The sequence below is a fragment of the Saccharopolyspora spinosa NRRL 18395 genome, assembly GCF_000194155.1.
Taxonomy (GTDB): Bacteria; Actinomycetota; Actinomycetes; order Mycobacteriales; family Pseudonocardiaceae; genus Saccharopolyspora; species Saccharopolyspora spinosa.
Genome location: NZ_GL877878.1, coordinates 791,051 through 812,496, shown reverse-complemented (window position 1 = coordinate 812,496; position 21,446 = coordinate 791,051). Strand labels below are relative to the sequence as shown.

Sequence of the window (21,446 nt, the reverse complement as noted above, 5' to 3'; positions counted from 1 at the left end):
CGGCCACGATTTCGCGGCGCCGGGTGTCCGGATACCGCCTAGCCTCGGATGTGTGCTGGTGCTCGTCACAGGAGGAGCCGGGTTTATCGGCACGCACCTCGCCCGAATGCTCCTAGAAGCCGGGCACGGGGTGCGTGTGCTGGACGCGCTGCTGGACGCCGCGCACGGCGCGTCGGCCCCTGCCCCACCGACTGCCGGTGTGGAGTTCGTTCACGGCGATGTCCGGGATCCGGCGACGGTGGAAGCCGCGCTGCGCGGTGTGGACGCCGTCTGCCACCAGGCGGCCATGGTCGGTGCCGGCAAGGATTTCGGCGATGCCCCCGACTACGTGGAATGCAATGATCTGGGCAGTGCTGTCCTGCTCAGCGCGATGGCCCGCCAGAGGGTGCGTACCCTCGTTTTGGCCGGGTCGATGGTGGTCTACGGCGAGGGGCGCTATGCCTGCGCCCGGCATGGCACCGTCCGCCCCGGCCCCCGGCAGATCGAGGATCTGACCGCAGGGCGCTTCGAACCCGCCTGCCCACGCTGCGCGTCGGCGCTCACACCCGAACTGGTGTCTGAGGATGCACCGCCGGACCCGCGCACCGTCTACGCGGCGACGAAAATCGCCCAGGAGTACCTAGCCGCCTGTTGGGCACGGGACAGCGGCGGCCGCGTGATCGCCCTGCGCTACCACAACGTCTACGGCCCGGGCATGCCGTGTGACACCCCGTACGCCGGGGTGGCCTCGCTGTTCCGTTCAGCACTCGCCCGCGGCGAGCCCCCGCGTGTCTTCGAAGACGGCGGCCAGCGTCGGGACTTCATCCACGTCCAGGACATCGCCGCCGCCAACCTCGCCGCCCTCACGGGTCTGGACGGCCTACTCCCGCCCGGGACGCTGCGCGCCTACAACGTCGGCAGCGGCACCCCGCACACGGTCGGGGAGATGGCCACCGCACTGGCCTCGTCCGGCGGGCCACAGCCCACAATCACCGGCGAGTACCGTCTCGGCGACGTCCGCCACATCACCGCCTGCTCGGCGCGGCTGCGCGCGGAACTCGGCTGGCTACCGCAGGTGTCATTCGCCGAAGGCATGCGGGAATTCGCCGACGCCCCGCTGCGCGAAAGTACCGCCCGGATGCCAGCCGAATGACGCCGCCACTGCCTCGCACAAGGTAGCCATCGTCGCCGCAGATCACACCTAGGCCCCAACCTCGGGCTGATCCACAACACGAAATGTTGTTTGTCTGCTTAGCCTGTAGGACATGTCGGATAGTCCTTCGCCCTCTGCTGAGCTGGTGCTTCCGTGTTTGAACGAGGCGCCCGCCCTGCCCTGGGTGCTGGGGCAGATCCCTCCTGGCTGGCGTGCCGTGGTCGTAGACAACGGCTCCACCGATGGATCCGCCGAACTCGCCGCCTCGCTCGGCGCGCATGTCGTCGTTGAACCGCTGCGCGGGTTCGGTGCCGCCTGCGCGGCCGGGCTGCACGCCGCTACCGCACCCCTGGTCGGCTTCTGCGACTGCGACGCCTCCCTCGACCCCGGGCTGATGCCATTGCTGGCTGCACCCGTCCTCGAGGGCCGCGTGGATCTCATGCTGGGCCGCCGCAGACCCACGGGTCCCAGCTCCTGGCCAGTGCACGCCCGCCTCGCCAACCACGCGCTGGCTCGCCTGATCCGCCGCCGGACTGGCCTGCACCTGTCCGACCTCGGACCGATGCGGGTGGCCCGTCGGCAGGCCCTGCTCGCACTGACTTTGACCGACCGCAGATCGGGCTACCCCCTGCAGATGGTCGTCCACGCCGCCGACGCCGGATGGCGCGTGCACGAGATCGACGTCCCATACCACCCGCGCGCGGGGCGATCCAAGGTCACCGGCACTTTGCGTGGCACCTGGCACGCCGTCCGTGACATGCGCGCCGTGCTCGACGAGCCACCGCACCAGCACGCGGGAACCGCCCGATGATGACCGAAGCCAGGCCGCCGACCACGCTGCTGGTCATCGCCAAGCAGCCACGGCCCGGGTTCGTCAAGACTCGGCTGACCCCGCCGTTTACCCCCGACCAGGCCGCCGCGCTGGCCGAGGCCGCGCTTGTCGACACCCTGCAGGCCATACGCCGCTGCCCAGCCCACCGCCGGGTACTCGTGCTGGACGGCAAACCTGGACGCTGGCTGCCTTCCGGCATCGAGGTGATACCGCAGGCCGCCGGCGGCCTAGACGAACGCCTGGCCGAGGCCTTCAGCGCCGTCGCGGACGGCCCCGCGTTGGTAGTCGGCTCGGACACCCCGCAGCTGACCCCCCAATTGCTCGCCCCCGCGCTGGTATCCAGCGCGTGGCACGAATGCGACGCGTGGTTCGGCCCAGCGACCGACGGCGGATTTTGGGCGCTCGGCCTTGCTGCCCCCGACCCGACGCTCCTGCGCGGAGTCCCGATGTCCACACCGCACACAGGCGCCGCCCAGCGCCGCCGACTCACCACAGCTGGCCTGCACGTGCGCGACCTGCCACCACTGCGCGACGTCGACACAGCACCAGACGCCATCGCTGTAGCGGCGGCCGCCCCGCGATCACGCTTCGCCACCCTGCTAGAAAACTACTTACCCGCAACCAGGCCCCTTTGATCCGAGATCATGGCCAAGCAGCAGCGCCGGTTGCTGCGCAACAGCTTCCGCCGTTCATCCAAAAAGGACCCGCGTCGTGCTCTGCCGTCCGGGCGCGGATGGGATACCGTGCTCGCGGAGGATCTCCCAGACGGTGAAGGCGGCGACCGTGATGCCAAGTGCTGCGAGTTCACCGCGGATTCTGCGGTAGACCCACGAGCTGTTCTCGCGCGCCAGACGTAGCACCAGGGCGCGAATCGAGCGGATGATCGGCGGGCGCCCGCGACGCTTCGGCACGCAGGTCGCAGCGTGGCGCCACTTGAGCAGATCGCGGTGCCAGCTCAAGATCGTGTCCGGGCGTACGAGCAGCAGGAAGTGCCGCAGCTTCTCTCTCGGCAGGTGGTAGAGCAGGCCAGCGAGGACAGCGCCCGGTGTCGCTGAACGCGGGCTTGCCGATCTGGCGCTGTAGACCGAGCAGTTGCTAGCGCAGGGCAAGGATCTCGATTTCTTTGTCTCAGGGATCGCGGCTCATCCGGCTCCCCTCACCCCGTTGTCAGGATGTGCACCAAGCTGCAAGTGAGCGAGCAAGCGCGGGATCTGCGGAAGACCCTGCCAACCATCTCATCGCGCGAGGCAAGACTTCGCCGCCGCGGAACCACCGGGCAGTGACGATGTGAGCCGTAGCGCGTCGAGTGGCTGTCCGCGTCGCGCTGGCTGCTTGATGATCGACCCGCGTGCCGCCACTTTGTTCGAACCGGTCGCGCGGACCCGACCATTCAGCTGTGCCCTGTATCCCATGACCTAATTCCCTATTTTGACCGCTGACACCACCTCCAGCCTGTTGCTGGGCGACGGGCCCAGTGCCTCCGGCGACAAGCGATGTCATGGTCCGGCACGTTCAACGCGAGAAGGAGGACCGTCATGGGCGAGTCAGGCACCGACACGCACTGGTCGTCCGCAGTGGAGCGGACATCCCAGCTCTCGACGGTCACGTTGAACGTCAACGGCCGTGCGCAGCGCCTGGAGGTGGATCCGCGCACGTCGCTCCTAGACGCGCTGCGCGAGCATCTGCGCTTGTCGGGGACCAAGAAAGGGTGCGACCACGGGCAGTGCGGCGCCTGCACCGTGCTGATCAACGGTCTGCGCATCAACTCCTGCCTGACGCTTGCGGTCATGCACGACGGCGACGAGATCGTGACGATTGAAGGTCTGGGCTCACCCGAAGCCCTGCATCCCATCCAAGCCGCATTCGTCGAGTACGACGGCTTCCAATGCGGCTATTGCACGCCCGGCCAGATCTGTTCGGCTGTCGGGATGCTCGCCGAAGCGAAGGCGGGTTGGCCCAGCCACGTCACCGCCGACGTGGCGTCCCGGCAGATCGCGTTGACCGATGAGGAGATCCGTGAGCGCATGAGCGGCAATATCTGCCGGTGCGCCGCCTACCCGAACATCGTCGCCGCTCTCCGCGGCGTTGCCGAGGGAGGTCCGGTATGAGGCCGTTCACCTACGAGCGAGCGACCGACGCTCGGGCCGCGATCCTCGCAGGGGCCCGTCCAGGCGCGAAGTTCATCAGCGGCGGCACAAATCTGCTCGACCTGATGAAGCTCGATGTCGAACAACCGAGCCATCTGGTCGACATCAGCCGCCTGCCCTTGACGGACATCGAGGAGTTGCCCAACGGCGGACTGCGTATCGGTGCCCAGGCGTCGAATTCGGACGTTGCCGCCGACTATCGGGTGCGCGACAGATACCCGATTCTGTGCCAGGCATTGGTCGCTGGCGCTTCGGGGCAGTTGCGCAACAAGGCGTCCGTCGGCGGCAACCTCGTGCAACGCACTCGGTGTCCGTACTTCTACGACACGGCGGCAGGGTGCAACAAGCGGGATCCCGGCTCCGGCTGCTCGGCGATCGGTGGTTACAACCGCATACACGCGATCCTCGGCGCCAGCGACGCCTGCATCGCCACGCACCCTTCTGATATGGCCGTCGCGATGGCGGTGTTGGAGGCGCAGATCGAGCTGCTCGCCGACGACCGGTCCGAACGCTGCGTCGCCATCACCGACTTCCACCGCCTACCGGGCGATACGCCGCACATCGAGACCGTCCTGCGGCCGGGCGAAATGATCACCGGCGTTTCCCTGCCCCCACCTCCGCCGGGCCAGCAGCTTTACCGGAAGGTGCGTGACCGGGCGTCCTACGAGTTCGCGTTGGTGTCCGTGGCGACCATTGTCTCGGCCTGGCGGGGAACGATCAGCGGGGCTCGTGTCGCGTTCGGCGCCGTGGCGCACAAGCCTTGGCGATCCTTCGATGCGGAGGCCGCATTGATCGGCAATCCCGCCACGATGGCCACGTATCGCGCCGCCGCCGACGCGGCTATGCGGGAAGCCGTGGGCCGTGGCGACAACGACTTCAAGATCGAGCTCGCCAAACGCACGTTCTGCTGCACGCTGGCGCAGGCGATCGGGGCGGAGGCGTGATGATCGGGCGATCTCTCAACCGCGTCGATGGCCCGTTGAAGGTCACGGGCGGAGCGCCTTACGCCTATGAGCAGTGGGATGGTGGCCAACCGCTCTACGGCTTCATCGTCGGCGCGACGATAGGCAAAGGCCGCATCACGCGAATCGACCCCTCGCCGGCCGAGCGCGCGCCGGGCGTTCGGCTGGTGCTGACCCACCTCAACACCCCGGTTCAAGGCACCCGTGATGAGTCCATCCCCTTCGAGTACTGGCGTGCCTATCCGACGCTGAGCCGTCCCGAGGTCCGCCATTATGGCGAAGCCGTGGCGCTCGTCGTCGCCACGACATTCGAGCAGGCACGCGCTGCGGCCGCGCTCGTCGATGTTGAATACGCAGCAGAGGCTGGACATTTCGACTTCGCCGCCCATCAGGATCAGGAGTACGCGCCGAAACATCTGATCGTGGGTTTGCGCACCGACACCGCGGTGGGCGATTTCGGAGACGGATTCGACGCCGCGGCGATCAAAGTCGACCAGCCACGACGCCGTACGAGTTTTCCCAGGCGTTGGAACCACACGCATGTCTCGCGGTACCGCACGGCGAAGATCTGACGGTCTACGCCGCTACGCAGATCGTCGACGCGGCTCACGCCTCGATCGCTGCCACGCTCCGGCTCACCGGAGAACGGATCCACATCGTCACCCCGTACGTCGGCGGCGGATTCGGCTCCAAACTGCGCATTCACGCCGAAGCGATCCTCGCGGTCTTCGCCGCGCGCGCGTTGCGCCAGCCGGTCAAGGTCGCGCTGACCCGGCAGCAGATCTTCCACCTCGTCGGCTTGCGCCCCACATCGAGCCAGCGGGTTCGGCTGGGTGCCGGACCGGACGGACGGCTGGTCGCGCTCGGCCACGAGGTCACCATGCACACGAACCGGCACATCGAGTACGGCGAGCCGACCGCCACCTCGACTCGCAGCCTCTACGCCGCGCCCCACCGGTTTACGCGCACCCGGCTGGTGCCGCTGGATCTGCCGCAGGGTGAAGACGTCCGCGCGCCGGGCGACGCGCCGGGCCTGCTGGCGGTCGAGTCAGCGATGGACGAACTGGCCGACGCGGTCGGGATGGATCCGGTTGAGCTGCGGATCCGCAACGAGCCGGAGCGAGACCCGGAGCGCGGCGTGCCCTTCAGCGACCGTCAGCTGGTCGACTGCCTGCGCGAAGGAGCCCGCCGGTTCGGTTGGGAGCGCCGCCCCGACAAGCCAGCGACTCTTCGGGACGGGCCGTGGCTGGTCGGCTACGGTGTCTCCGCCGCCATCCGCGGGCATTTCCAGGGAGCGGCGACGGCGCGCGTCCGATTGGACGCGGACGGCACCGCCGTAGTCCAGTCGGACATGACCGACATCGGCACGGGCACCTATACGATCCTCAGCCAGGTCGCTGCTGAGGCGCTCGGACTGCCGGTCGAACGCGTCCGCGTGGAACTCGGGCGTTCCGAGCTTCCCGTCAGCGTGGGCTCCGGCGGCTCATGGGGCGCCGGCAACTCGAGCACCGCCGTATACCGCGCATGCGAATCCCTTCGCGAGAAGCTGCTGATCACGGCGACCGGCGACGCGCGCTCCTCACTGCATGGCCTGGATCCGGCAGGCGCGGTGTTCTCGGACGGCAGCGTGCACATCGGTGGCCGATCCGACGCGCTGAGTGAGATCATCGCGCGCACCCAGCCCGAAGGTGTCGAGGCAGAAGGCTCAACGGTCTGGATGATGGAGGAGCCGAATTACGCCGCCTACTCGATCCACACCTATGGGGCGCACTTCGTGGAAGTCGGCGTTGACGCCTACACCGCCGAGATCCGTCTCCGGCGGATGCTCGGCGTGTTCTCGGCGGGTCGCGTCCTCAACGCCAAGACGGCGCGCTCGCAGTTGATCGGCGGCATGATCTGGGGAGTGGGCGCAGCGTTGGAAGAAGAGGGCGTCGTCGACACGCGGACCGGCGCCTTCGTCACCCGGGATCTCGCGAACTACCTGGTGCCCGTCCACGCCGATATCCCCGAGATCGATGCCGTCGTGCTTGACGGGTTCGACGACAAAGCCAACGTCCTCGGCGCGAAAGGACTCGGTGAACTAGGCATCTGCGGAGCCGGCGCAGCGGTGGCCAACGCGGTGTTCAACGCCACCGGAATACGCGTGCGAGATTTTCCCATCACGCTCGACAAGCTGCTGCCCGAACTACCGCCAGCGGACATCTGAGGCTGCAACCTGCCGCAAAGCACGCATCGGAAGATTGCCATGCCTGTCGCGTACCGTCCGCCGCGTGGTGGACAAGCTCCCGCACGCGCCGACGGTCCGGGTCAAGCAACTCGCGTCGGTGCGGGGCGGTGCCGACTACGCCGACGCGCTCCAAGAGCTCTTCGAACTCGATCCGCGAACAACTTGCGGTAATCGGCGTGCCGCAGGCCGACAAGCCCGCTGTGGACGCCTCGGTGGGCCGCCTCCAGGTCCGCAGTTGACGGCCACGCTCCAGATTCGCTCTTGGACAGGCCTTCTGCACTTGCCCCAGCGGGCACCGCTTTCGCGACCAGCCAGCGGTTCTTCCGAACCTCGGACTGACAGGATTTGAACCTGCGCCCCTTCCCGTCCACAAGAGACAGTTACCGGCGATAGGCCACGGCTCGGACAGGGCGGGCGCGCCGTCGGCCCAGTCCTTCGCCGAGACCCCGATGCCCAGCGGACGCGCTCGACGGCAGGGCCCGGTGCCGGGCAACGTGACACCGTCGTGCGAAATCCGGTCGCGTCGCGTTACGGCTCAGCAACGAAGCGTCTTCCTGCCCGTAGTGCCGAAGGGTCCTCGTTGCGGATCTGAGCCCGGAAATCCTCGTCCTCGGCTTGGATGTGGTGCGCTTCGGCCAACACGCCCCGCACGCTGTCCGCCGGGATGACGACGGCGCCGGCGCGGTCCGCGTAGATGTAGTCACCGGGTGTGATGCACACGCCGCCGACTTCGACGGGGATGTTGGCCGCGCACGGCATCACGGTGTCGCCGCCCGCTCGGGTGGCCTCGCCCCTGCACCAGGTGGCGAAGCGGTACCGGGCCAGTTCATCGAAGTCGCGGAGCCGGCCATCGCAGAGCAGCCCGGCGAGCTTGTGGTTGTGCAGGCGGGACATTTTGGTGCCACCGCCGTGCGAGACGTCCGGGTAGCCGCCGCTGGAGAGCACAAGGACTGTTCCTGCAGGGGTATCTCCTACCGCTCGGTAGAACCAGCCGGCGAATCCCGCAGTCGCGGTATCGGTCACGTCGTCGCGGTAAGGTAGATAGGCGATGGTCACGGCGGGGCCGAACATCGGGCGCTGCGGGGTGGGACTGACCAGGCTCAGCACATGCGCGCGGTGCTGGTGAGCACGCCCCATGGCATCCACGATGGCAGCGCAATCCAGTCCGGTGACCATCCCTACCAGATCCGTGTTCTGTCCAGTCATCGTGGACTCTCCCTGGGGCGTATCCGTCAGCGGTAGTCCGGGTTGTCGAAACCGAAGTGACAGCCCGCAGCCCATTCGGAACAATGGTTGCCGTAGGTAGGCACGCCTCCAGCGTGCCGGAGCACGGCGGCGAGCAAGTGGGCCGAACGCCTCTGGCAGTTCTCGCGGACGGGGTATTAATTTAGCTCGGGATTTCACCGGGCGCGGCGCGCCTGCCCGGGGGCGAGCGGGAAGCCGGAGCTCAGGAGCGCACCACATGCAGATGCGGCCGCTCGACTTCGCAGCCCAGTCCACGCGAATCGGCAGCAAATGACTATGGCAACGGCGGAAGCTGGCAGCGGTACAGGATCCTCCGCTAAACGGCGGAGGGCTGGTCATGGCCAGGATCTTGCTGTTGTGGATCTTGGAGTTGAATGCCACGCGTGCAGGTGGAGTTCTTGGCCGATGAGCAGGTGGCCCGGTTCGGGCTGTTCGCTGAGGAACCGCCTTCGCAGGCGGAGCTGGAGCAGTTCATCGGGCGTGGGACGGCACACTGTTCTTTGACGACCTTTTGCACGTCAGCGGGGTCAGCCGGTGGGTGGCTGTACACGGTGGGCGATTGCAACGGACGTGCTGCCGCAGTGATCCTTGGCAGCGCTGGAGGCAGCCGGTGTGGTTTCACCGGTCACGTTCACCGATCCCGCAGGTGTGCGTAGTGGCTGACAGACCAGCCAGGGACGTTCGACGAGGGTGAGGTCCGGACGTCGCAATACGGCGTCGGAGATGCCCCGCATAGGGTATGGGTATCACTTGTACGAGCAAGCCTGTCGTCGTGGAGCGCGACGTGCTTCTGGGGCACGTTCACGGGTCCGAGCGTGCAGGGGCTCCTGCATTGCGCCACGATCGCGATCGTAGGCGTCGTGCTGCTGAACCAACTCGTGCACGCGGTGCCTACGTTTCTCGCAGCCAGCGAGGTATGGCTGCACCTGCTTGAGGTGGACCAGCGGTTGAGCGGGGGCTAGCGATGCCGAGCTTCGGGAATCTCCTGATCCTGACGATCATTGCCTTTCTGGCGCCGTTGTTTCTCGGGCTGGCACCGCGGCTGCGGATCCCGTCGGTGGTCCTGGAGATCGTGGCCGGCGTCATCGTGGGGCCATCCGTGCTGGGACTGGTGAGGATGGATCAGGCGGTGCAGATCGTCGCCTTGCTGGGACTGGCGTTTCTCCTGTTTCTCGCAGGGCTGGAAGTTGACCTCCATCGACTGCGCGGGCCGCTGCTGCGGGTGGCCTTGCTCGGCTACGTGGTGAGCTTGGCGATCGCCGTGACGGCTGGCTTCTCATTCGGCGCGGCAGGCTGGGTGCATGATCCGATGCTGATCGCGGTGGCCTTGTCCGCGACGTCGCTGGGTCTGGTCGTCCCCGTGCTCAAGGACGCTGGGCGTGCGGACCAGGCGATGGGGCAAATGACGATCACAGCGTCCTCCGTGGCCGACTTCGCCGCGGTGGTTCTGCTGTCACTGCTCTTTTCCACGTCCGGCGGCAGCACCGGAGGCCGGCTCGTGTCGCTGATCGTCTTCGTCGCCTTCGTGGCCGCCATTGGGATGGCGGTGGCTTTGGCAGGGCGGTCGATGCGTCTGGGAGATCTATTCCTGCGGTTGCAGGACACCACCGCGGAGATCCGGGTTCGTGCGGCGGTCGTGCTGCTCGTGGCCTTCGTCGTGCTCGCCGAGGGATTCGGCCTCGAGAGCATCCTGGGCGCGTTCCTGGCTGGTGCGGTCGTGGGCTTCGTCGATCGTGACTCGGCTACGCATCCGCATTTCCGGACGAAGCTGGAAGCGATCGGGTACGGGTTCCTGATTCCGGTGTTCTTCGTCGCCAGCGGTGTGCAGCTCGACCTCGGAGGATTGATCGCGACTCCGTCCGCGTTGCTGCGAGTGCCACTATTCCTCCTCGCGCTGCTGCTCGTGCGCGGCGCTCCAGCACTGCTCTACCAGCGCTCGCTTGGCACACGCTCCTCGGTCGCGGCCGGGCTGCTGCAGGCGACGTCGCTGCCGTTCTTGGTTGCCGCAACGCAGATCGGCGTCGCGCTCGGCCTGATGACTCCGGTGACTGCGGCGGCGCTGATCTGCGCGGGCCTCTTGTCGGTTCTCCTGTTCCCAGCGGCCGCCCTCGCCTTGCTTCGCAAGCCGGCCTCAAACGAGCGCCGCGGAGGCACTGCGGAAACCACGTAGCGCCGGCGAGGTGGCCGGATGATCGATCGGCAGGCCACGCCCCGGGGTCGACCCGCCACACGCGAGGGTCCAGTCCGGCGCCCAGGTGCAGCACGGTGGCTTGTTGATGCGCCGCAAGGAATTCCGCGGTCCAGGTGTCGAAGTACTTCGCGCGGGCCGCGACGCTGGCCCATGTTCTTCGGTGACACAGTGGCGTGTTCAGTCGGGTGAAGTCGTAGTCGACCTTCTGGAACGCCTGCGCGGCCATCGTGTCACCGAGATTCGTCGGCTCGGCCCGGGCGTCCACGGCCAGCCCGTACAGCATGATCAGCGAGGTTTCCATAGCGCCCGTAAACTGAACCTTGACCTGCGCCCTGGCATCTGCCCCTTTGTATCTCGCTGATCGTAACCCTCGGATGTCTTCTCCGGGCAGCGCATCGGCCAGTTCCGCCGCCCGCTGCTCGCGCAGATCGGTGAGTTCGTTTGCCGCATCCCGCAGCGTCCGCGGCGGCGGCTCGGCCACGGGTTCGAAAGCCCAGCGCACCCTGCGCCAAATAGCGTGCCGTCATTCCGATCTTTCCTGCAGCGAACTGCGCCCTGGCCTCGCTCGCCGTCATGAGTTCACCCTGGACGTCATAGTCGCGAGCGGCAAACGCCCTGGACAGAGGTCGGCGAATGATCTGCAGGAACGACCAACGTATCGACCGGTGCAATCGGACCTCGGCTAAATCGGCTTTCACCAGCGTACGGGCTGACTCGCGGGTGGGAACGCTGCCGAAGAGTTCCCTCTCACTCGGCGAGTACAGATACACAGTGCCCTTGCCGACGCCCGCCAAACGCGCGACATCGTCCACGGTCCCGTGCGGGCCTGGTCCAGCGTGTTTAGCGTGATGGGATGAGGAAGATGTCCGCGCTCGGCGTCGTGGGACCATCGGTATGTCACCGACGCGCGTGAACCTCCAGACCGCGACGTTGGCGCTGCTGGCGTTCGCGATGCTGATCGTCTCGCTCGACCAGTACATCGTGGTGGTGGCCCTTCCCGAGATCGGGCGCGAACTGGGGTACTCGCCGCAGTCGCTGCAGGCAGTGATCAGCGCGTATGCGGTGGCCTCTGCCGGGTTCCTGTTGCTGGGTGGTCGGGCCGCCGACCTTGTCGGGCGCCGCAGGGTCTTCCTGTTCGGGCTGGTGTTGTACGGCGGTGCTTCGCTGGCCGGGGGGCTGGCGCCGACGCCAGAGGTCTTGCTCGTTGCCAGGGCGGTGCAAGGTTTCGGGGGCGCGTTCGTCTATCCGGCCACTTTGGCTCTGGTCAACGTCACGTTCGCTGAAGGCCGCGAACGCAACCGCGCTCTGGCTGTGTGGGGCAGCGCAGGCGCCGCAGGCCTGGTAATCGGTGTTCTGCTCGGTGGCCTCTTGACCTATGCGCTCGGGTGGGAGGCAGTGTTCTTCGTCAACGTGCCTCTGGCCGGTACCGCCGTGCTCCTGACACTGTGGCTCATTCCGCCCGATTCGCACCGGGAGACCCACGGCAAGTTCGACTTGCCGGGAGCGCTCAGCGCCACCCTCGGCGTCACGCTGGTGGTGTTCGCACTCATCCAAGGTCCGAACTTCGGCTGGGGCTCGCCGGTCATCCTCATCAGCGCCGCCGCGGGGCTGGTCCTGCTCGGAGCGCTCGTGATCATCGAGCGGCGCAGTCGCTACCCGCTCGTGCCGCCGCGGCTGCTCACTAACCGCAGCCTCGACACCGCAGCCGCGATCGCGTTCCTGTTCATGGCGACCTTCGGCTCGGTGCTCTACTTCCTCTCCCTCTACCTTCAGGACGTCCACGGCTACGACGCCCTGGAAACAGGTGTCGGCTTCCTGCTCCCGACCGGGATCGTGGTCGCCGGTTCGGCCCTCGCCGGCCGGGTGACAACACGATTCGGCGTCCGGCCCACCCTGGTTGCGGCACTGTCGATCGGGGCAATCGGTGCCTTGGCCCTGGGACTGACGATGTCGCACGACAGCACCTACGTCACACTGATCCCCGGGCTGATCGCGCTGAGCATCGGCGATGGCATCGTGTTCACCACGATGTTCATCGCCGCAGGCACCGGTGTAGCCGACCGCGACCAAGGCATCGCGTCAGGTATTGCTTCCACCGGCGCCGGGATCGGCGCCGCCGTGGGACTCGCGGTTCTCGTCTTGGTTGCCAACGCCGGCACCGAGGGCCTTGGTGGAGAGGCGCTGCGGATCGCCAGGGCGGATGGCCTGAGCACGGCCGTGCTCGTCGTCGCAGAGCACGGCCGTGCTCGTCGTCGCAGCAGGAATCGCACTTACCGTACTCGTCACCCTGCCCCTCGCCGTCGGCCGCAGCTCACCCACCAAGATCCCCTGCCCACGTCGACTGGCCGCGCCCACATCGCAAAAGCCAGACGGAGGCTGATCACGAGTGCCGTCGAGTGCCCTTCTCAGCGGCACTAACGACACGCTGAGTTACTTGTCACTTCGCGGCCGCTTCGGGAGATTCGCGGCAGCATCGGGAGAACAGGGCTTATTACTTTGATTAGGCCCAGACACACCCACCAGGGCACACGCAATCAGGCAGGTTCTGATCCTGATGGACGAGCCCCAGGCGGCCCACAACGTGCCACAACCCGAACCCTCGGCATTTTGGACAGGTCGCAGCTAGCTAACTCTCGACGAACGTGACCGTCTCGTTGAGCGGCGCCCGGCCCGTACGGGCGTGACTCACCGTACCCGTGACGTCCTCGAACCCGATCGACATGCCACAGAAGAGGATGAGCCCGTCCGGGGGTGACAGGACCTCCGCGACCGTCTCGCGAACCTGCGACCACGCCATCTGCGGGCAACTGTGCAGCCCTTCGGCGCGCAGTAGCACCATGACGCTCTGCAGATACATACCGAGGTCGGCCCACTGGGGCCGGCCAAGGTCGCGGTCGATGTAGCAGAACAAGGCCGCGGGCGCGCCGAAACAGTTCCAGTTGGCAATGGCCGCCCGCTGGCGCGCCTCCCAGTCCTCGCGCTCAATGCCGAGTGCGCTGTAGCGCTCCCTGCCGAAGGCGGATCGGCGGTCGCCGTACGGGGACTTCAGCGCGGGCGGGTACATCTCGAACTCCCGCTCGTCCCAGGGGTCACCGTGGGCCACGCGCTCGACGGCGCGCGTCTTGAGCTCGACCAGCAGCGCGCCGGTCAGCACGTAGATGTTCCACGGCTGGATGTTCGATCCGGACGGCGACCAAGCCGCGGCCGACAGCACACGCTCCAGCACCTCCCTCGACACAGGCTCGTCGGTGAATCCGCGCACCGCCCGTCGGCTTGTTACCGCTTCATAGACATCCAAGATCGTTTACCTCCCCAGTCGGCTGGCTCCGGCCCGCGCTCCGCGCCGGCAACCGCAAACCCGAACGACTCCTGGACCTACTACCCTCGCAGGACATCGCGGATCAGGACCGTTGCCACAACTCAGGAGGCTGTTGCGGTTTTGGTTTGGGTGCGCATCGACCGAACACGATTCTTCCACGCCCGATTCAAGCCGTCATTTAAATGGCAACCGCCCGCATGCGTGAGATCTGCGAGCAGTAAGGACACTGTGAGCGTTATTCACGTGAGTTACCAGCCGAGTCGATAGAATTCGAGCGCCGTGACGATGCGGATGATGTTGGAGAGTTCAGCGAGCCGCCCTCGGTACCCGGTGGCAAGTATCTTCCAATTCTTTAAATGTGCGAGGCATCGCTCGACGGCAGATCGTAGCGATGAGATCGTTTTGTTGTTTTTCTTATCTGCCGCCGAGAGTTCGCCGCCTTTCGGCTTCTTGCGAGGCGTAATCGCGCGAGTTCCCTGATAGGCAGGGTCTCCGATGAATGAGGTCTCGACTAGAAGATCTTCCCAGCCGGACTCGGTGAACGCCTTTCGGTCGTGCATGGATCCGCATAGAGGCGTCGATATTCCCAGCAGACCTCCCTCCGTATCGGCGGCGACCTGGATGTTCAGCCCAGCACGGCGACGTTTGCCGGAGTAGTTGTCCTCGTGACCAGCACGGTTACCGGTCGGCACATCGGTGCCATCGACCAGGACGAGCCGGCCACGAATGGCCTCCTCGAGGTCTGGCACATGCAGACACAACGCCTCTCCGATCAGCGGCAGTATGCCTCGATAGACCCGCGATACGGTCGGCTGACTGACGCCGAACAGATCACCCACGGCCGCCTGGTTTAAATTCTGTCGGACATACACCAGGGTGAGCGTGACCGCGCGATACAGCCCCACCGTCGGAGGCCACACTTGTTCTTTACGGCACTGGACGATCTGCCAGATCCGGGCAACAAACTCCTCAATCTGGTCAGCAACAAGCCCCGTAGTAGACTGGTAACGCAACGGCTCCACCTGTAAGTCGTGTTCTGTGAGAAGAAAACGATCTTACTCGATTGGGGCCGTTGCCCTATTTTTAGGTGATCAAGTCGCTAGAATAGCGCTCTTAAGATGAGTGCTCAATATCACAGCGAACGATCGATCTTCAAAGCACAAAGATGCGACATTCGAGCTAAAAAAAACAGAACGAAGCCCTCAAATGGTCGCAGCGGGCTGCTAGCGTCCTCCTCGCGTGATCACCAAGGGAGGTATTCGTGCGTCCAATACGCAAGCGCGCGTTTGCTTTGACATGCGGGACTCTGGCACTAATTTCGCTTTGCGCGCCAGCAGCGGCAGCCTCTGGGAAACAAACTGAGCAACAATCGTTCTACATCATCCACGGCGTTCCAATTACGCCCAAGAACGAAAAAGCGCGACTCGATGGAAATCTAGTTGACATACAGTCGTTTGTTTCTCCTACCACCACCGAACCACCCCGTAGGACCACTAAGTCAGAAGAAGAGCTAGCTGAAATACGCCGCCCCGGGAAATACACGTATACGGCAGATTCCCGTCAGTATTCGAATGATATTGCAAAACCTTTTGCTGACGTCGATGACGATGTGACGAGCACCGAGTGCGAACAGGCATACCTCGGTGGATACACGGGAAATTACTGGTTCAAGAACCGGTACTCAGCCTGTCGTGGCGAATTCCTTATCATCGAACGTTATGTTTACGATTCGAATGGCAACAAGGTGATAGTTGGCCAGGGTACGGCGCGAACCACCTTGACGATCAATATGAATCGCGATGCTGTGGGGCTCGTTTAGTCATCGCTGCAGGTGAAAACAACAACTCGGCATTCACTGGGATCATTCCCGAGTGATCGTGTCGTTGCTGTACAAGGTGACCCGGAAGTTGCTGTCCGTCCCGGCCGTGCTCCTGCGTCGTGATACGGCCAAGGATGCCGAGCTGCTCGTCCTGCGGCACGAGAACTCGGTGCTGCGCCGACAGATCCAAGGGTCCGTCCGGTACGAGCCGGCAGACCGGCTCTGGTTTGCGGCGCTGTCCACACTCATACCGCGGCGCCGCTGGGCTCATGTCTTCCCCATCACCCCAGCAACCCTGCTCGGCTGGCACCGCAGGTTCGTCGCCGCCAAGTGGGACTACAGCGCCCAACGCAAGCGAACCGGCCGCCCGCCCACCGAGGCGACACTCAAAAAGCTCGTCGTCCGCCTGGCCCGGGAGAACCCGCGATGGGGCCACAGGAGAGTCCAAGGCGAACTGGCTCGGCTCGGACACCCGATCGCCGCCTCGACAGTGTGGAAGATCTTGCGCGCCGCTGGGGTCGACCCAGCCCCACGCCGATCCGGACCGACCTGGCGCGAATTCCTCACTGCCCAAGCCCACACCATCATCGCCTGCGACTTCCTCCACTTGGACACCGCGCTCGGCCAGGGGCTATACGCGCTGGCCTTCCTTGAGCACGGCACACGCCGCCTGCACATCGCCGGCGTCACCGCGCACCCGACCCGAGAGTGGACCGTGCAACAGGCGCGGAATCTCGCCGTCAACCTGGGCACGCGCGTCGAGTCGCTGCGCTTCCTCCTACGAGACCGCGACGACAAGTACTCCCCGTCCTTCGACACCGTCCTCAAGGCCGAGGACATAGAAGTGATCAAAAGCGCTCCACAGGCGCCGCGGATGAACGCGCACTGCGAGCGGATCATTAGAACCTTGCGCGACGAGATCCTCGACCAAATCCTCATCTTGAACGAGACCCACGCGCGAAAAGTCCTCGCCGAGTACCAGCGGCACTACAACGAGCACCGACCCCACAGGGCCCGCAACCAGCTACCACCGAACGCACACCAGCAGCCCGCCCCCATGCCCGACATCAACGCCCGCAAAGTCCTCCGCACGCGGGTCCTCGGCGGCATCATCAACGAATACCGATACGCCGCTTAACCTGCGGCGATGACTTTCCGAGCCCCACAGGTTCGCCTTCCTCACCGACCAACTCCTGCGCCGCGGCGTCCACAAAAGCGTTGTGGCACTGGAAAAAGACGTCCGCGAGTGGATCACAAACTGGAACGCCGACCCCAAACCCTTCGCCTGGACCAAGACCGCAGACGAGATCCTCAACTGCCTGCACAAATATATCTCACGAATTTCCGGCGCAGGACACTAGTAGGGCTTTGTTAGATCGTCATGGTGGTTTTTGGTGGCAGGTGGGGCATCGGCCTGTCCAGGTGGCCAGGAGTACCTGGAGTGTTTGGAGGATCTTGTAGAGGGTCAGGCCGCCCCAGATGCTTTTGGGCTTGTCAAACGGAGTTCGGTGAGGAAGAGGTGTGCTGCGGAGACGAGGGTGACGTGGCGGTGCCAGCCGGTGAAGGAACGGCCTTCGAAATGGGTGAGGCCGAAGCCGGTTTTGAGTTCGCGGTAGTCGTGTTCGATGCGCCAGCGGATCTTGGCCAGGCGCACCAACGTCTTGATGGGCGTGTCGGCGGGCAGGTTGGAGATCCAGTAGTCGGTGGGTTCGGGCTCGTGAGGTGGCCATTCGGCTACCAGCCAGCATTCCGGCAGGCTGCCGTCGGCATCTTTGGGGATGTCGCGGTTGGCGGGCCGCACCCGCACTAGTCGGGTCGCCCGGAGGAATCGCACCTCCGGGCTCCCACAGATCCCGGCGTGAATCTCTCGATTCACCGGGCTCCTACCATCTTGGTCACCAGACACGCGGAACCCAGGAAACCCAGGCCCAATGTGCAAGAAAGCGGGGTCGCTGCGCGACCATCCGCTGCCAACACTGTAGGGCCTTTTTCTTGCTCCGCAGTCGTTTGTATTTCTTCCGTAGCCAGCGCACCAAGTAGGCGTTGATGCGTGTCAACAATGGATACATCGCGGAGCGATAGAACACCCCGTAGTACTGCATCCAGCCTCGCACCTTGGGGTTGATCCGCCGCGCGAGCTCGGTGTCCGTCGACCCGGTGCAACGGTGCAGCCGCCAGGACCGCACCTCTGCGCTGAGCTTGGCCGTGGCCTGTTTGCTGATCGCGGTCAGGAACCCTGAGAAACTCTTTCCGTTCCTGTTTCGCGCCCGACGGGCCCGGAACTCAAAGCCCAGAAAGACAAACGACGTGTGCTCATACTGGCCGCGTCGTTTGCCGTCCTGGCAGTAAACAATCCGGGTCTTGTCGGGATGCAGCCGCAGGCCCACCTGATGCATGCGTTCGTCGATGGCGGCCAGCACCAGCCGGGCCTGAGCCTGGTTGGTGCAGTGCACAATCACATCGTCGGCGAAGCGCTCGAAGGGAATAGCCGGGAATTCCCGGACCATCCAGACATCGAATGCATAATGCATAAACAGGTTCGCCAACACGGGTGATATCGCAGCCTGGCTGGTGCAGTGCACAATCACATCGTCGGCGAAGCGCTCGAAGGGAATAGCCGGGAATTCCCGGACCATCCAGACATCGAATGCATAATGCATAAACAGGTTCGCCAACACGGGTGATATCGCCGATCCTTGTGGCGTCCCGCGATCTCGTTGAACCACCGCGCCATCCGGATGCTGGATCGGCGCAGCCAGCCACCGCTTGACATACAGCAGGACCCACGGCAGATCCGTGTGATGCTGCACCGCTTTCACGATCAGCTCCCACGGGACGGTGTCGAAGAATTTCTGGACGTCTAGGTCGATCGCCCAGTCATACTTCCAACATCGCTTGCGGCAGGTCCCCACCGCATCCCGCGGCGACCGACCCGGCCGATACCCGTATGAGTCCGGATGAAACACCGGCTCTACTAACACTCCTTCATCTCCTACGCAGCAACACATCAAGAAGCCCTGCCTACACCAGCTCCTCTCCGCGCTAAGGACACACACAAAGCCCTACTAGGGGTGGAAACCGAATGAATCCGAGCTGAACCCGCTCGGTTCATGCCTCCGTCGTCGTGGAACCCTCACCATGAACGTGGGAGGACACCTCCGCAAAGCATCTAACAGCTCAGCGGATTGTTCCCCCGCGCCTTGGGTGTCCCAAATGGAAGACGTATTTGAAAAGGAGACGATCATGGCACAAGCTCCGGCTATACACGTGGGTTCCGATACAAGGGCCAAGTCACAAGAAGAGGCTCTGAGAGACGCGAAATTCGCCATCGAGGAGACAGGCCTACAAGTCACCTTCACGTCCGGTCCTCACATCGGGGGTGCTGGTACGCTCGACGGATCAGGGGTTGCGGTGCTGGTCACCTGTCTATCCTTGGATTCAAGGACTTTCATTGAGGTCGTCGGCTCGAGCGACGATAGCAATGCAGCGGGACAGGCCCGCAATAGGGTTCGCACAATTACCATGGGACCGGCGAGCTAGTGCGACACAATTCTGCTGTAGCACTAGGCGATCTCGGGGATACCTGAGACCGCATAGCAGCCACGTTCAGAAAGCCTGGCGGCGGGCTCCGCGTTTTAGCAGAGCGTCCTTGATCCACAAGCAGAAACGCCGCGCCAGCGCCGGCCCTGCGGAGCCGCGGTTGCGCCGGCTCTCGACCGGCAGTCACACCACGCGGGCCACGGTGCTAGCCGACTATCGCTATGAGGACGTAGATGGAAACGCGATTCCTGGGGTCCCCCTAAAAGGCCCTAACGGGGCCACGACCTCTGCGGCTATCCAGTCCGCTGCGAGTGCACCACATTGTTTCTATCGAGAGGTATAGGCGCCTTACGTCTTACGATGCCCACTTTTAGCTTTGTAATACCTGCCTCAGTGCACATCCTTGACGCGCGAGCTGCACCGTGCCATATAAACCGCAACAGGATGTCCTCGCCGGACGGGCAGGCCAACAGGGCAAGGGGTCACGCTCGAACGGCCGTCGTAGCCGTCGAACCACCGCACGAAGTTGCGGCGCGCTTCTTCGGTTCCCGTGAACCGGGGGAACGACATCGTAATAAACGATGCCTCCGAGAATTCTGACCGCAACCTCAACAATCCGGCGGCGCAGCCTCCTGGAATGTGATCCGCGCCTCGAGGCGGGTGTCGAATTCGACGACCTCGCCGGCGTTGAGGACGAAGTCCTGGTCACCGAGTATCAGCCGCAGCCGCCTGGACTGGGCCGTGCCGCATGAGGTTCCGGTCAGCCCCGGCCAAACCGGCTGGGCTGTCAGCGGACGGTCGGCGATAGCTTGATCGCTGCCGGTGGGCCCGCGCACCGAGAAGTGAAGGCCCGCCGGATGGGCGGGCCTTCACTTCTTACGCGGTATGCGTTGTTCGTCAGGCGGCGTAGCCCTTGGGCTGGATCAGCGAGGCGATCTGGTCGAGGCTCAGCCAGTAGTCCTCGATTCCGCTGAACCGGGCGGGGTCGGAGATGTGCACCGTCTTGTCCGCCGCGTTGTAGCCGACGATCGCCACGTAGTGGTAGATCGTCTCGCTCGACGGGTAGCCGGGTGGCTGGTTGCCGGGCTTCGCGACGATGTTGGCAACCATCGCCTTGCCGGCGTCGATGTTGCGGACCGTGTCCGACCACAGCTGCTGGGTCATCTCCGGAATCAGCGGGCGGTCGCCCCAGTCGCGGGTGACGTAGTGGATGCCGGTTCCTTCCAGCTCCCTGTTGAGTCCGTCGACGACCTGGCCGATGTGGTCCGTGCCGTTCTCGGTGGTGCCGAGATCGGTCGCTATCGAACCCTGGTCCGGCAGCTTGTCGGTAATGCTGGACAGCGCGATCCGGGTCGCCGTGGGGCCGCACCAGTAGCTGGTCTGCTGCGCCTGGTAGTCGACTGGGACGGACTTGGAGACGGCCTGGGGAACGACCTCTGGAGCCCTCGGTGCCGCCGGGGCGGGAGGAGCCGCCGGGGCCGGAGAAGCTGCCGGGGCTAGTGGAGCCTCCGGGGCCGGTGGAGCCTCCGGAGCCGGAGGAACCGCCGGAGCCGGAGCCGCAGCAGGTGCCGCCGGAGCCGCAGGTGCTGCCTGATCGAGAGGCGCTGCCGGGGCCTGCACCGCGGCGTCGGCGGCGTTGACGTGGGCGGCACGGACGTGGGCGGGCGCTGGAACTGGAGCTGCGCCCGCTACCAGCGGATGGCCGACCGCCATGATCGCGCCACCGACGACGACCGCCGAAAGGACCTTGCCGGACACCTTGCAAGACGGAGCGCCACCGCCCGATTTCGGGTGGAACCTGTCAACGAGTGCGCGGATCGCGGCCTTCGGGGTGTGACCGCCCGCGTTGCGATGCTTGTGCACGTATGCCTTTCCATGTCGGGGAAGATCCGGTCGCCACCGCCGGGGGTGCGGTGTCCTCTCGCGGTCGAAACCTCGTGACCGGATCGCGATGCACTACAGCCGACCGTAACTAAGCGTTATGGATGCTTCAACACATCACCCGATCGGATCTGAGATTACTTTTTGATCA

Annotated in this window: 18 protein-coding genes and 3 pseudogenes; 13 read left to right on the top strand and 8 right to left on the bottom strand. The window is 65.0% G+C overall.

What is annotated here, in order from left to right:
* Positions 1-52: 52 nt before the first annotated feature.
* From SSPN_RS0104045 to SSPN_RS0104035, 3 genes are all read left to right on the top strand, one after another.
* The gene (locus SSPN_RS0104045; protein ID WP_010692445.1) at positions 53-1,132 is read left to right on the top strand and encodes an NAD-dependent epimerase/dehydratase family protein; all 1,080 of its coding nucleotides are present in this window, start codon (positions 53-55) and stop codon (positions 1,130-1,132) included.
* A gap of 112 nt (positions 1,133-1,244) precedes the next feature.
* Positions 1,245-1,943: a glycosyltransferase family 2 protein gene (locus SSPN_RS0104040; protein WP_029534949.1), complete on the top strand. Its 699-nt coding sequence runs from the start codon at positions 1,245-1,247 to the stop codon at positions 1,941-1,943.
* On the top strand, positions 1,940-2,599 hold the full coding sequence (locus tag SSPN_RS0104035; protein WP_010692443.1) for a TIGR04282 family arsenosugar biosynthesis glycosyltransferase: 660 nt from the start codon (positions 1,940-1,942) through the stop codon (positions 2,597-2,599). Before SSPN_RS0104040 ends, SSPN_RS0104035 begins: the two co-directional genes overlap by 4 nt.
* 54 nt (positions 2,600-2,653) lie before the next feature.
* On the opposite strand, the gene SSPN_RS42380 is transcribed toward SSPN_RS0104035, so the two are convergent.
* Positions 2,654-3,073: a hypothetical protein gene (locus SSPN_RS42380; protein WP_010307322.1), complete on the bottom strand. Its 420-nt coding sequence runs from the start codon at positions 3,071-3,073 to the stop codon at positions 2,654-2,656.
* Between the two features lie 426 nt (positions 3,074-3,499).
* Here SSPN_RS42380 and SSPN_RS42375 point away from each other — a divergent pair, with 426 nt between their 5' ends.
* The 6 genes and pseudogenes from SSPN_RS42375 to SSPN_RS62445 all read left to right on the top strand — a co-directional run bounded on the left by SSPN_RS42375 (position 3,500) and on the right by SSPN_RS62445 (position 7,539).
* Positions 3,500-4,072 carry a 2Fe-2S iron-sulfur cluster-binding protein gene (locus SSPN_RS42375; RefSeq protein ID WP_010307320.1) on the top strand — a complete coding sequence of 191 codons (573 nt, stop codon included), beginning with the start codon at positions 3,500-3,502 and terminating at the stop codon, positions 4,070-4,072.
* Positions 4,069-5,055 (top strand): FAD binding domain-containing protein, encoded by a 987-nt coding sequence (locus tag SSPN_RS0104020; protein WP_010307317.1) that lies wholly within the window; start codon positions 4,069-4,071, stop codon positions 5,053-5,055. Before SSPN_RS42375 ends, SSPN_RS0104020 begins: the two co-directional genes overlap by 4 nt.
* Complete coding sequence (locus SSPN_RS59220; protein ID WP_237710447.1) at positions 5,055-5,645, top strand: hypothetical protein; 591 nt, start codon at positions 5,055-5,057, stop codon at positions 5,643-5,645. Before SSPN_RS0104020 ends, SSPN_RS59220 begins: the two co-directional genes overlap by 1 nt.
* Positions 5,600-7,279 (top strand): xanthine dehydrogenase family protein molybdopterin-binding subunit, encoded by a 1,680-nt coding sequence (locus SSPN_RS42370; protein WP_237710446.1) that lies wholly within the window; start codon positions 5,600-5,602, stop codon positions 7,277-7,279. The genes SSPN_RS59220 and SSPN_RS42370 overlap by 46 nt, the downstream gene beginning before the upstream one ends.
* Positions 7,280-7,343: 64 nt before the next feature.
* Positions 7,344-7,388: pseudogene (locus SSPN_RS62450) on the top strand (hypothetical protein); the annotation flags it as partial.
* Positions 7,389-7,407: 19 nt separating this feature from the next.
* Entirely contained in the window at positions 7,408-7,539 is a 132-nt protein-coding gene (locus SSPN_RS62445) for a hypothetical protein (RefSeq protein ID WP_394378960.1), read from the top strand.
* A gap of 289 nt (positions 7,540-7,828) precedes the next feature.
* On the opposite strand, the gene SSPN_RS59210 is transcribed toward SSPN_RS62445, so the two are convergent.
* The gene (locus tag SSPN_RS59210; RefSeq protein ID WP_044572544.1) at positions 7,829-8,506 is read right to left on the bottom strand and encodes an RraA family protein; all 678 of its coding nucleotides are present in this window, start codon (positions 8,504-8,506) and stop codon (positions 7,829-7,831) included.
* Between the two features lie 1,003 nt (positions 8,507-9,509).
* Between SSPN_RS59210 and SSPN_RS0104000 the strand changes: the two genes are divergently transcribed.
* A complete protein-coding gene (locus SSPN_RS0104000; RefSeq protein ID WP_010307310.1) occupies positions 9,510-10,715 on the top strand; it encodes a cation:proton antiporter in 1,206 nt (401 codons plus the stop codon).
* A 58-nt stretch (positions 10,716-10,773) separates the two neighbouring features.
* On the opposite strand, the pseudogene SSPN_RS62440 reads toward SSPN_RS0104000, so the two are convergent.
* Positions 10,774-10,962 (bottom strand): annotated as a pseudogene (locus tag SSPN_RS62440) (class I SAM-dependent methyltransferase); the annotation flags it as partial.
* 704 nt (positions 10,963-11,666) lie between these two features.
* On the opposite strand from SSPN_RS62440, the gene SSPN_RS0103995 reads away from it, so the two are divergent.
* Positions 11,667-13,154 carry an MFS transporter gene (locus SSPN_RS0103995; RefSeq protein WP_237710445.1) on the top strand — a complete coding sequence of 496 codons (1,488 nt, stop codon included), beginning with the start codon at positions 11,667-11,669 and terminating at the stop codon, positions 13,152-13,154.
* 208 nt (positions 13,155-13,362) lie between these two features.
* Here the strand turns inward: SSPN_RS0103995 and SSPN_RS0103990 are convergent, their stop codons facing one another.
* Complete coding sequence (locus SSPN_RS0103990; RefSeq protein WP_010307301.1) at positions 13,363-14,034, bottom strand: nitroreductase; 672 nt, start codon at positions 14,032-14,034, stop codon at positions 13,363-13,365.
* Between the two features lie 269 nt (positions 14,035-14,303).
* Positions 14,304-15,077 carry a transposase family protein gene (locus SSPN_RS50350; RefSeq protein ID WP_237710444.1) on the bottom strand — a complete coding sequence of 258 codons (774 nt, stop codon included), beginning with the start codon at positions 15,075-15,077 and terminating at the stop codon, positions 14,304-14,306.
* Between the two features lie 239 nt (positions 15,078-15,316).
* On the opposite strand from SSPN_RS50350, the gene SSPN_RS54265 reads away from it, so the two are divergent.
* The gene (locus SSPN_RS54265; protein WP_143539651.1) at positions 15,317-15,874 is read left to right on the top strand and encodes a hypothetical protein; all 558 of its coding nucleotides are present in this window, start codon (positions 15,317-15,319) and stop codon (positions 15,872-15,874) included.
* Between the two features lie 58 nt (positions 15,875-15,932).
* On the top strand, positions 15,933-17,012 hold the full coding sequence (locus SSPN_RS0103980) for an integrase core domain-containing protein (protein ID WP_202798790.1): 1,080 nt from the start codon (positions 15,933-15,935) through the stop codon (positions 17,010-17,012).
* A gap of 327 nt (positions 17,013-17,339) precedes the next feature.
* On the opposite strand, the pseudogene SSPN_RS42365 reads toward SSPN_RS0103980, so the two are convergent.
* The 3 genes and pseudogenes from SSPN_RS42365 to SSPN_RS42355 form a co-directional block, all read right to left on the bottom strand.
* A pseudogene (locus tag SSPN_RS42365) lies at positions 17,340-17,681 on the bottom strand (transposase); the annotation flags it as partial.
* 88 nt (positions 17,682-17,769) lie between these two features.
* Entirely contained in the window at positions 17,770-18,855 is a 1,086-nt protein-coding gene (locus tag SSPN_RS42360; RefSeq protein WP_237710443.1) for a reverse transcriptase domain-containing protein, read from the bottom strand.
* 1,456 nt (positions 18,856-20,311) lie between these two features.
* Positions 20,312-21,277 (bottom strand): C39 family peptidase, encoded by a 966-nt coding sequence (locus tag SSPN_RS42355; RefSeq protein WP_010307271.1) that lies wholly within the window; start codon positions 21,275-21,277, stop codon positions 20,312-20,314.
* Positions 21,278-21,446 lie beyond the last annotated feature (169 nt).